Annotated in this window: 11 protein-coding genes; all 11 read right to left on the minus strand. The window is 59.7% G+C overall.

The genetic code is table 11. From position 1 onward, the window contains the following. Positions 1–25: 25 nt before the first annotated feature. The 11 genes from miaB to ACQZ45_RS07505 all read right to left on the minus strand — a co-directional run bounded on the left by miaB (position 26) and on the right by ACQZ45_RS07505 (position 11,378). On the minus strand, positions 26–1,429 hold the full coding sequence (gene miaB / locus ACQZ45_RS07455; RefSeq protein WP_003514798.1) for a tRNA (N6-isopentenyl adenosine(37)-C2)-methylthiotransferase MiaB: 1,404 nt from the start codon (positions 1,427–1,429) through the stop codon (positions 26–28). A 64-nt stretch (positions 1,430–1,493) separates the two neighbouring features. Next, positions 1,494–2,288 (minus strand): lyso-ornithine lipid O-acyltransferase, encoded by a 795-nt coding sequence (gene olsA, locus ACQZ45_RS07460; RefSeq protein ID WP_003514789.1) that lies wholly within the window; start codon positions 2,286–2,288, stop codon positions 1,494–1,496. 30 nt (positions 2,289–2,318) lie between these two features. Next, the gene (locus ACQZ45_RS07465; protein ID WP_003514787.1) at positions 2,319–2,747 is read right to left on the minus strand and encodes a Fur family transcriptional regulator; all 429 of its coding nucleotides are present in this window, start codon (positions 2,745–2,747) and stop codon (positions 2,319–2,321) included. Positions 2,748–2,816: 69 nt separating this feature from the next. Next, positions 2,817–3,311 (minus strand): GNAT family N-acetyltransferase, encoded by a 495-nt coding sequence (locus tag ACQZ45_RS07470; protein WP_003514785.1) that lies wholly within the window; start codon positions 3,309–3,311, stop codon positions 2,817–2,819. Positions 3,312–3,350: 39 nt separating this feature from the next. Then, positions 3,351–4,019: a tRNA (adenosine(37)-N6)-threonylcarbamoyltransferase complex dimerization subunit type 1 TsaB gene (gene tsaB / locus ACQZ45_RS07475; protein WP_025592265.1), complete on the minus strand. Its 669-nt coding sequence runs from the start codon at positions 4,017–4,019 to the stop codon at positions 3,351–3,353. A 21-nt stretch (positions 4,020–4,040) separates the two neighbouring features. Next, entirely contained in the window at positions 4,041–4,604 is a 564-nt protein-coding gene (locus tag ACQZ45_RS07480) for a NifU family protein (RefSeq protein ID WP_003514783.1), read from the minus strand. 169 nt (positions 4,605–4,773) lie between these two features. Further along, on the minus strand, positions 4,774–5,265 hold the full coding sequence (locus ACQZ45_RS07485; RefSeq protein WP_003514782.1) for a universal stress protein: 492 nt from the start codon (positions 5,263–5,265) through the stop codon (positions 4,774–4,776). Positions 5,266–5,380: 115 nt separating this feature from the next. Further along, a complete protein-coding gene (gene trpS / locus ACQZ45_RS07490; protein ID WP_003514781.1) occupies positions 5,381–6,445 on the minus strand; it encodes a tryptophan--tRNA ligase in 1,065 nt (354 codons plus the stop codon). A 103-nt stretch (positions 6,446–6,548) separates the two neighbouring features. Next, positions 6,549–6,953 carry a VOC family protein gene (locus tag ACQZ45_RS07495; protein ID WP_003514780.1) on the minus strand — a complete coding sequence of 135 codons (405 nt, stop codon included), beginning with the start codon at positions 6,951–6,953 and terminating at the stop codon, positions 6,549–6,551. After that, on the minus strand, positions 6,953–8,542 hold the full coding sequence (murJ, locus tag ACQZ45_RS07500) for a murein biosynthesis integral membrane protein MurJ (RefSeq protein WP_003514779.1): 1,590 nt from the start codon (positions 8,540–8,542) through the stop codon (positions 6,953–6,955). Before murJ ends, ACQZ45_RS07495 begins: the two co-directional genes overlap by 1 nt. Before the next feature lie 7 nt (positions 8,543–8,549). Next, complete coding sequence (locus ACQZ45_RS07505) at positions 8,550–11,378, minus strand: [protein-PII] uridylyltransferase (RefSeq protein ID WP_003514778.1); 2,829 nt, start codon at positions 11,376–11,378, stop codon at positions 8,550–8,552. Between the last annotated feature and the right edge of the window lie 70 nt (positions 11,379–11,448).

An 11,448-nucleotide genomic window follows, 5' to 3' on the forward strand; every position in this document is an offset into this window, starting at 1 on the left:
TCCCAATCAGTGTCGGCTCCTCACTCTAACTCTCTGCCACCTCGGCAAACAAGCTGTTTGGACCCGTTGCGGTGATTCGTACATTAACAATGTCACCGATTTTCAAAGTCTTTGCATCAAGATTCACAGATTGCAGCCAGGGAGAGCGACCTATCAACTGTTCAGGCATGCGGCCGGGCTTTTCCAGCAACACATCCATCGTCTTTCCGACCAGCGATTCCGCAAATTCCTTCTGCTGCCGCAAGAGCAGCGCCTGCAATCGTTCCAGCCGCTCGGCCTTCACCTCTTCCGCAACCTGATCCGTCAGATCAGCGCCCGGCGTTCCGGGGCGTGTGGAATATTTGAATGAAAATGCCTGCGCATATTTCACCTGTTCGATGATCGCCATCGTGTCTTCGAAATCACGATCCGTCTCGCCGGGGAAGCCAACAATAAAATCCCCGGACATGGCGATATCAGGGCGGGCGGCCCGGATTTTTTCAATGAGCTGGATATATTCCTCACCTGTGTGGCGACGATTCATCGCCTTCAGAATGCGATCCGACCCGGACTGAACAGGCAAATGCAGATAGGGCATCAGAATGCGCAGGTCGCGATGTGCGCCAATCAAGCGGTCATCCATGTCGCGCGGATGGCTGGTGGTATAACGAAGGCGTGCGAGACCGGGAATTTCCGCCAGCCGGTAAAGAAGCTCGGCAAGTCCCCATTTTTCGCCTTTCGAGCCTTCGCCCTGCCAGGCATTGACGTTCTGGCCGAGCAGCGTGATTTCGCGCACACCGGCATCCACCAGTTTCATCGCCTCATCCACGATCTGGCGCACGGGACGCGAAACTTCCGAACCACGCGTATAGGGCACAACACAGAAGGTGCAGAACTTGTCGCAGCCTTCCTGCACCGTCAAAAATGCCGTGACGCCGCGCGTACGCAGTGTTGCCTTTTCGGCCACCGGCAGATGTTCGAACTTGTCCTCAACGGCATATTCGGTCTCGATGACGCGCTCGCCGCCGCGCACCCGCTTCAGGGCGTCCGGCAGGCGATGATAGGTCTGTGGGCCGATGACGACATCGACGGCTGGCGCACGGCGAAGGATTTCCTCGCCTTCCGCCTGCGCCACACATCCGGCAACGCCGATCACGAATTCGCGGCCCTGTTCTTCGCGCGATTTTTTCATGTCGCGCAGGCGGCCGAGCGCCGAATAGACCTTTTCAGCGGCCTTTTCGCGGATGTGACAGGTGTTCAGAAGCACCAGATCCGCCTCGCCCATATCCTCCGTCTGAACGTAACCGTCCTTCGCCAGCGCATCGCTCATGCGGACGGAATCGTAGACGTTCATCTGACAGCCATAGGTCTTGATGAAGACCTTCCTGCTGTTAGAGCCCTCGCGGGCAATCATTTCGGGGGCATCGAGGCCAAGCGTTTCCTGGGTCATGGCGGTTATCTAGTGTTTTTCACGCCCGGATTAAACAGAAAAATACCGGAAAAGCTGGAATGCTCTATTTCCGCCAGCCACCACGCAGGCTGAAAGCCAACATGGAACGGATAGAAGCGGCGATATCGGTCGCCAGACGCTTGCGGTTATCCGTGCTGTGAAACGGAACGCTGTCACCGAATGTAACGTCGACGTCGATAGCACCTGCCCTGATGATACCGAGCAGATGCGGCACCAGAGTTATGCTGCCCGGCCAGGCCGCAATGACCCGGTGGTAACGTCCCATGGCCATGCCCTGCACCCGCGTATAGGCGATTGCGACCGGCTGCACATAGACGAGCTTGCCCGGAACCTGCTCGGCAGCCGTGGAGGCTGCGCCAAACAGCGAGGATTTGACGGCAAGCATGCGGTTGCCGTCAGAGGTGGTGCCTTCCGGGAACAACACGACGATCTCGCCATCGGCCATGCGGGCGGCGATCTCGCCGACCTGCGCACCGGTGCTGCGCTTCTGCTCGCGCTGGACGAAGATGCTTTTCTGCAGACGGGCGAGCCAGCCAAAGACGGGCCAGTCACGCACTTCCGTCTTGGCGATGAACACCACGTCGGCAATACTGCCGAGAACGAGAATGTCCTTCCACGAGGCGTGGTTGACCGCCAGCATCAACGGTTTTGCCCGCTCCACATCCCCATGGACATGCACGCGGATGCCGAGGACATGGCAGGCTATGCGGTGCCAGATGCGGGGAATGCGACGGCGAAGCTGCCAGTCGAAGGCAAGGCCCAACAGTTGCAGCGGCAGCAATATAAGCGTGACGATCAGGAGAACGACCGCAATATAGGCTGTCCGGAGCCACATCATGATTGAACCGTGCGCTTGCTCACCAGCGTCTCAATGTTCGCCGGGCTTCAACGGTACGCCGTAGAGTTCGAGCCGGTGATCGACGAGCTTGAAGCCATGCTCCCTGGCGATCTTTTCCTGAAGCGCCTCGATCTCGGGTGAATGAAACTCGATGACCACACTGTTCTTCAGATCGATCAGATGATCGTGATGTTCCTCAGGCACGGTCTCGTAACGCGAGCGGCCATCGCGAAAATCATGACGCTCGATGATGCCGGCGTCCTCGAACAGCTTCACCGTTCTGTAAACGGTGGAAATCGAGATGCGCGGATCCACGGCGGAGGAACGGCGGTAAAGCTCCTCGACATCCGGATGGTCTGCCGATTCCTGCAGCACGCGGGCGATGACACGGCGCTGGTCCGTCATCCGCATGCCGCGTTCGGCACAAAGTTCCTCCAGCGTTTTCGAAAGGTCTATCACGTCTTCTGGCCTTTTGAGTATTCCGGTTGAATTTCGGGGCTGTCGCCGAAAAATGCCTGTCGCAGGGAACTAGCGAAGATCGCGGCGCATGACAAGCGCCGTCGACTTCGCGCCATCCTTGGCGGTGTAATAGGCCTTGCGCTCAGCGACCGTTTTGAAGCCGAGCTTTTTATAAAGTCCCAGGGCGGAGGCATTGTTGCTGTCCACTTCCAGGAACATCGTTTCGGCACCGCGCATCATCGCCTCACGGACGGCCGATTGCATCAGGCGCCAGCCGAGGCCGGTGCGCGCGAACTTGTCGGCCACCGCAACGGTCAGGATTTCCGCCTCGCCGGCCACTTCGCGCGCAAGCACGAAACCACCGAGCGGTTTGCTGAAAAATGCGTTCGTCTGCCGCGCGACGGCACCGAAAACCGAGCCTTGCGTCAACAGCCCGGAAAACTCCCCGTCATTCCAGGGGCGCGGAAAGCGCAGCGCATGCAATTCCGCCACTCCGGCGCAATCCTCATGCTGCATCGGCACGATCTCGAAATAGGGCTTCCAGCTTAGATATTCGTCAAACATAACAAGGAATCATCCGCACGCATTTACGGGTGCCACCTATCAGGCAACGCTCTGGCGTGCCAGCGCAAAACCCGTCTGCGGCCGGGCATCCGGGCCGCGAAGGTAAAGCGGTGCGGGTTTCGGCATGCCTTTCGGCTTGCGTCCACCCGCCCGCGCGACAGTGGAAATCGGAAAATGATCGGGCCCTGACCCCGCGTCGAAACCCTGAAAAAGGGGTGCGGCGGAACCGATAATGGCGCCATCGAAACCGGAGAGAGCCGTTTTGGCATCCTCCAGAGACAAAAGCGCGGCCTCGAGGAGCGGCGATCCATCCTCTGCAAACGTCTGGAGGTAGGCCTCGCCCCGTTTGGCGTCGAGCCCGACAGCCACTGGCCGGCCGGGATTTTCCAGCAGATGATGCAAGGCGATCGTCTCAAGCGTGGTTACGCCGACTGCCTCTATGCCGAGCGACAGGGCAAAACCACGCGCGGCGGCAACGCCGACGCGAATGCCGGTAAAGGAACCCGGTCCGATCGTTACCGCGATGCGCCCGACTTTCTGAAGCGGCAGGTGTGCCTGCTGCAGGGCACCATCAATCACAGCCATCAGCCGCTCGGCATGACCTTTTCCGATGGTTTCGCACACCTCGCCAAGCACCGTGTCGGAGGCGCTGTCATAGACGCAGGCAGAACAGTCCACACCTGAGGTATCGAGTGCGAGAACAATCATGGCGCGGCCTGGCTTACAACGTCATACAGCTTCGACTTCGCGCACTTCCGGCACGAAATGGCGAAGCAGGTTCTGGACGCCGTGCTTCAGCGTGGCGGTGGAGGACGGGCAACCAGAGCAGGCGCCCTTCATGTTCAGGAACACGGTGCCGTCGCGGAAACCACGGAAGGTGATATCGCCACCATCCTGCGCCACGGCGGGGCGGACGCGGGTATCCAGCAGTTCCTTGATGGTGGCGACGATGGTTTCGTCACCCGCTTCAAAGAACTCGCCTTCCTCATCCGACACTTCAGCCGCAATGGCAGTGCCCATGATGGGGCGGCCAGACATGAAATGCTCCATGATCGAACCGAGAATGGCGGGCTTCAGATGCTGCCATTCGGCGTCATCCTTGGTGACGGTGATGAAATCGAAGCCGAAATAAACGCCGGTGACACCCGGAATGGTGAAGAGGCGCTCTGCTAGCGGCGAGGCCTGCGCCTGCGCGGGGTTGAGAAACTCAGCCGTGCCGCTTTCCAGCACCACCTTGCCCGGCAGGAACTTGAGGGTTGCGGGGTTCGGCGTGGCTTCCGTCTGAATGAACATTATCTGTCTCCTTCGAGGTCGCCGTTCACGCCCCGCAATTTAGAATTCTTCCAAAAAATACGCCTGGCGAAGCCTTACTTCAAGCCCTGACATGATAATTACATTCAAGAAATCGTCAGCCCCAAATTCTTGCCCGAATCCGTTCCTGCCTTTCGGGGTCGAACAAAGGTCAGCAAAGGGCGTCGATTTCCTCATCCGTCAGCGTATCCGGCAGCACGGTGACGGGGATGGGGAAGGCCGCACCGCGTCCTGAGATGGAGGAGACGAGCGGTCCTGGCCCTTCCTTCGTCGATCCTGCCGCCAAAACCAGAATGGCAATATCGCGATCTTCCTCGATGAGCCCGTGGATCTGTTCGGTTGCGCCGCCTTCACGGATGACCGCTTCTGGCTCGATGCCGATGGTCTCACGGACCTTCTGGGCGATCTTGGCAAGCGTTGCTTCCGCCTCCTCGCGCGCCTCGGCCCGCATGATCTGCTCGACGCCCAGCCACTGCTGGAAATCGCCTTCCGGTATCATGTAAAGCAGAACCAGTCCGCCATTGGAGTTCTTGGCGCGACGACCGGCATAATGCACGGCCCTTTCGCATTCCGGTGTGTCATCGATAACAGCGAGAAATTTGCGACGATGCCCTTCCAGACGCGACAGCCGTTTTGAAACCATTCCGCACTCCCTGTGTCCGCCGCGATCCGAAAAACCGCCCGACGGTTCGGGCGGAGATTATATCAAATCACGGCAGGCGCAAACCGCCCGCCGTGATCCGCAAGGCGATACGTGGTCAGCGCAGGAACCCGATGATGTCGCGCACCTCGTTCATCGTGTTTTCGGCGATCGCGCGCGCGCGCTCACCACCCTGTTTGAGGATGGCATCGATGTGGGTGGGATCGTCGAGAAGGCGGCGCATCTCGTTGTTGACCGGAGCCAGCACATTGACGGCAAGCTCGACGAGAGCCGGCTTGAAGGCCGAGAACTGCTGTCCGCCGAACTCTAAAAGAACCTCCGCTTTCGTCTTGTCAGACAGTGCCGCATAGATACCAACGAGGTTTTCGGCCTCCGGGCGGCCCTTCAGGCCTTCCACTTCGCTCGGCAGTGCATCCGGGTCCGTCTTCGCCTTCTTGATCTTTCTCGAAATTGCGTCGACATCGTCCATGAGGTTGATGCGCGACAGATCCGACGGATCGGACTTCGACATCTTCTTGGTGCCGTCCTTCAACGACATCACCCGCGGTGCCGGACCGCCGATCAGCGGCTCCACCATCGGGAAATAGGCATGCACCGGCTCATTGCCCACGGTGATGTCGAGCCCGAGACCGGCGTTGCGGATATGGTCGCCGAAATCGATGTTGAATTTCTGGGCGATGTCGCGGGCCAGTTCCAGATGCTGCTTCTGGTCGTCGCCGACAGGAACGTGGGTCGCGCGGTAGACGAGAATGTCCGCAGCCATCAGGCTCGGATAGGCAAGCAGCCCAAGCGACACCTGCTCGGCATTCTTGCCGGACTTGTCCTTGAACTGCGTCATGCGCTCCATCCAGCCGATGCGCGCCACGCAATTGAAGATCCAGGCGAGTTCGGCGTGCTGCGGCACAGCCGACTGGTTGAAGACGATATGCTTCACCGGATCAATGCCTGCGGCAATGAAGGCGGCAGCGATCGAGCGGGTCTGCGCCTTCAGGTCGGAATGAACGAGCTGGGCGGTGATGGCGTGCATGTCGACGACGCAATAGATGCAGTCGTTATCTTCCTGCAACGCCACGAATTTGCGGATGGCCCCGAGATAATTGCCGAGATGCAGATTGCCGGTCGGCTGGACGCCCGAGAAAACCAGCGGCTTGAATGCGTTCATTGTCGTCCTCGAAAAGGCTTGTGGAGGGCCCCGCCCCGTGGTTGGAATTGCACGCGCGCTTATGCACCTACAGCCCCTCGCAATCAAGCGGTTTCAGGGCGCGTCAGCCGCGTGGCTGAAGAAGATCCCAGTGATTTCCATAAGGGTCCGCAAAGACCGCGACAGAGCCATAAACCTCATGGCGCGGCTCCTCCAGAAAGCGCACGCCGCGCGCAAGCATCGTCTCGTAGTCACGACCGAAATCGTCGGTATGCAGGAAAAACCCGACACGGCCGCCGGTCTGGTTGCCGATGGCAAGACGCTGCGCTTCGCCATCCGCCTCGGCAAGCAACAGGGCACAGCCATCGGTCCCTTGAGGCTTCACCACCAGCCAGCGTTTGCCGTCATCAAGAGGTTGGTCGGAAAGGCAGTCAAACCCCAGGACCTCGCAATAAAACGTCTTTGCCCGGTCATAATCGTCCACCAAGAGTGTGATGAGGGCGATGCGACGGTTTTCTGCAAAGGACATCAGCTTGTCTCCGTCTGGGCATTCTTGTTGCGGCGCTTTTTGATGGCTCTCTTGACCATGCCGAGATCGGCACCACCCGAAACGAAAGCCAGCACGAAATAAACGAGCATGGCGGAGAGCACGAGGCCCATGATGGTTCCGGCCCGGACGAAAATGGAGGAGGCGGAGGACAGCTCGAAGCTGAGATAGGTCAGCGCATAGTGAACGAAGCCCGCCATAAGGGCGGCGGCCAGCAGCAAGCGCGGAATGCGGGTGAGGAGCGGAATGTCCACATGCCAGTGACCCCGCCACAACAGCATGCCGAACAGCAGGGCGGCATTGACCCAGCCGGCAGTGATCTCGGCAATGGCGATGCCCGGACCTCCGAGACGCGGAAACAACGTCAGCGCCAGAGAGACGTTCACAACCACGGAAATCGCCGCGAAGATCATCGGGGTGCGGGTGTCCTCGCGGGCAAAGAAGCCGGGAATGAACGCCTTTATCAGCACGAAAGCCGGCAGGCCGAGGCCATAAATACCGAGGATCTGCGCGACGGTGACGGTGGCCGAAGGCGCGAAATTGCCGCGCTCGTACAGAAAGCGCACGATGGGTTCCGCCATGACGAGAAGGGCAGCGGCGGCGGGCAATGTCAAAAACAGCACGAATTCGACCGAGCGGTTTTGCAGGCTTCCCGCCTCGACCATATGTCCGCCACGCAAAGCCCGCGCCAGCTCCGGCAAAAGCACGGTGGCAACGGCGATGCCGACGACACCGAGCGGCAGCTGGTAAATCCGGTCGGCATAGGCGAGCGAGGAGATCACACCCTCACCGGCAGACGCGATATTGGTGTTGATCAGGAGATTGATCTGGGTGATGCCGCCGGTGATCGCGGCCGGCAAAGCAAGGACCAGCAGGCGCTGGACATTCTTCGTCAGCCGGGGTCTGCGGAAACCGATCCGCATGCCGGCATTGCGCACGGCGATCCAGACGATGCCAAGCTGCACCACACCCGCCGCCATGACACCCCAGGACAGGGCATAACCCACCTGAAGCGGGTCGTAATGCTTCCACCAGGCCAGCATCAGAACACCAATCAGAATGATGTTCAGGAAGACCGGCGCAATCGCGGCAGCGAAATAGCGGTGCAGCGAATTCAGCATGCCGCCCATCATCGCCGCCAGCGACATGCAGGCGAGATAGGGGAACATGATGGTTGCGAGACGGACGGTGTTGTCGAATTTCACCGGGTCTTCCAGAAAGCCCGGCGCAATAACGGTGCGCACGATGAACGGCATCGACAGTTCCATCAGGATCGTCAAAGCCAGAAGCACGGTGAACAGAACGCCGAAAACTTCTTCGGAAAAGCGCCTTGCGCCCTCCATGCCGTTCGCCTCGATTTCCTTGGCAAAAAGCGGCACGAAGGCCGAGTTGAACGCGCCTTCGGCAAAAAGGCGCCGGAAGGTGTTCGGGAACCGGAAGGCAGCATTGAAGGCATCGGCGACCGGGCCGGTACCGACGGCTGCGGCCATCAGCGTCTCGCGGAGGAACCCGAAGATACGGCTTCCGAGCGTGGCCGTGCCGACCGTGGCGAACTTTCCGATCAAGCTCATGGGAATTTCAAGCCTTTGCCGTGCGCGTGGCCGGCAGCGCCGCCACATCGGGATGGGCGATGATGCCGTTTGGCATGCGATCGCGCAATTCGTCTTCCTGCTCGCTCATCACGGCCTTCAGGCGCGTGGCAATGCTGGCCTGCCGGTTGTCATTGGTGACCTTCTGGCCGAAGAGATCAGTCACGTAGAATGTGTCGATGACCTTCTCGCCGAAGGTGGTGATGCGTGCGGAATGAATATCCAGCGACAGATCGGCGATGACAGCCGTCATATCCGCCAGAAGCCCCGGCCGGTCCAGGCACTCGACCTCGATAACGGTGAACTTGTTCGAAAGCCCGTTGGAAATGATAACGGAGGGCGGAATGGTGAAGGCGCTTTTCTTCCTCCGGCTCTTGGTGCGGGTGGCAATCATTTCCGGCAGGCGCTGACGACCGGACAGAACCTCTTCGATCAGCTTGCCGACATTGTTGCCGCGCCGCGTCTCGTCTTCGTCGATCGGAAATTCGCGGTTGATCAGGATCGTATCGAGCGCCCGCCCATCGGATGTGGTGAAGATTTGCGCGTCGGCAATGTTGGCGCCGGCCGCAGCACAGGCGCCGGTAATGATCGACAGCAGGCGCGGATGGTCGGGCGCCAGCACGGTGATTTCGGTGATGGCGTGGAAGGAATGTGTGCGCACCATGGTCGACAGCGCTTTTTCCTGCTTGTCGGCCTCGCGGATGAAGCGGGTGTGACGCACCTGATCTTCCAGCGCCACCGTCAGCAGATAGGGCTCATAGTGCAGCTTGGTGTATTTGCGCCGTGCCTTCTGGCCCCAGTCTTCCAGCGCGTCGTAAAGCGCCTGACGGGCAATATGCGCCCTTTCCTTGCGGGAGACTTCCGAAAAGCCACCGGAGAGAAGCAGCTCGGTCTCGTAATAAAGCGAGCGGAGCAACTGACCCTTCCAGCCGTTCCAGACACCCGGACCGACCGCGCGGATATCGCAGACCGTCAGGATAAGCAGCATCTTCAGCCGCTCCATGGATTGTACCTTGTCGGCGAAATCGGTGATGGTCTTGCGGTCGTGCAGGTCGCGCGTCTGGGCGACCATGGACATCAGAAGATGCTGCTCGATCAGCCAGACCACCATTTCGGTCTGCTTGCCGGTCAGCCGGAAACGCTGGCAAAGCTTGCGGGCCACCCGCGCGCCGGCAATCGAGTGGTCCTCCTGCCGGCCCTTGGCGACATCGTGCAGCAGAACGGCCACATAAAGTGCCTCACGCTCCTCGACACCCGGCATCAGCTGGTTGGCAAGCGGATGGGCATCCACAGCCGTCCCCTTGTCCACCTCCGACAGTACGCCGACCGAGCGGATCAGATGCTCGTCCACCGTATAGTGATGATACATGTTGAACTGCATCATCGCGACGATCTTGCCGAATTCGGGAATGAACTTGCCGAGGACGCCAGCCTCGTTCATGCGCCGCAAGGTGAGCGCCGGATCACGCCTCGAGGTGAGGATCGCCAGAAACAGCCGGTTCGCCTCCTCGTTCTCGCGAAGCCCGTCATTGATCAGCGACAGCGACCGGGTAACGACACGCAGCGCATCCGGGTGAAGTTCGAGATTGTTGATATCGGCGATATGAAAGAGCCGGATCAAATTGACCGGATCGTTTTTGAACACGTCCGGCTTGGCCAGCGCGATGCGGCCGCGATCCTCAACGAATTCAACAGAACCGGGAATTTTGCGGACGCGGTGGGCAAAGCGGCTGAGAACACCCGACAGGCCCGGCACGTCCTTTGCCTGCCTGTCCTCCAGTGCGGCGCAGACGATGCGGGTCAGGTCACCCACGTCCTTCGCCACCAGGAAGTAATGCTTCATGAAACGTTCGACGGCGGAAAGCCCGGGGCGTGGCTGATAGCCCAGCGCATCGGCGATCTCGCGCTGAATGTCGAAGGAAAGGCGCTCTTCCGCCTTGTTGGTGATGAAATGCATCTGGCAACGGACGGCCCAGAGAAAATCATCGGCCTTTTCGAACAGCCTGAGTTCGCGCTTAGACAGGACGCCAAGCTTGACGAGATCGGCTGTATCGCGGACATGGTAATAATATTTGGCGATCCAGAACAGCGTGTGCAGGTCGCGCAGGCCGCCCTTGCCTTCCTTGACGTTCGGCTCCACCAGATAGCGCGTATCGCCCGCCTTGCGGTGACGCTGGTCACGCTCTGCCAGCTTGGCGGCGATGAATTCCGGCCCGGTGCCGGTGACAACTTCCGACTCGAAACGTTTTTCGAGATCGTCGGTCAGGGATTTTTTGCCGCAGATTGCCCGCACTTCCAGAATGGCGGTGCGGATGGTCATATCGGATTTCGACAGGCGGACGCACTCATCCACCGTGCGCGTGGCGTGGCCGACCTTGAAGCCGAGATCCCAGAGCAGATAAAGCACGAACTCCACGGCCTTGTGCATATCCGGCGTGTTCTTGGCCGGCAGCAGGAACAGAAGGTCGATATCCGATCCCGGCGCCAGCGTGCCGCGACCGTAACCCCCCACCGCTGCAACGGCGATCTGCGGCGCGTCTTTCGGATAGACATATTGGCAGGCGAGATCATAGAGGATTTCGATCAGCCGGTCCTGGAGCCAGGAGATACGTCGGGCGCAATCGATGCCGCTGCCGTCGGATTTCAGCAGTTCGCGAGCCTTTTCCCGGCCTTCCGTGCTGGCCTTGCGAAAGATCGGCAGCAGGTCTGACCTGACATCGGCGATGCGCTTGCCGTCGTTCTTGAAGATGATGTCGCATTCGCGCTTCAGCGCCGAAACATCGAGAATTTCGGAAAAATCCAGGTCCTTGATGGCCATTTATGCCGTTATCCATGTCCTGTGGGAAAGCCACCGCTTGCGATGGGATTGTCCTATAGCGAGTTTCAAA

The organism is Agrobacterium sp. 16-2014-1-2a, assembly GCF_053522705.1.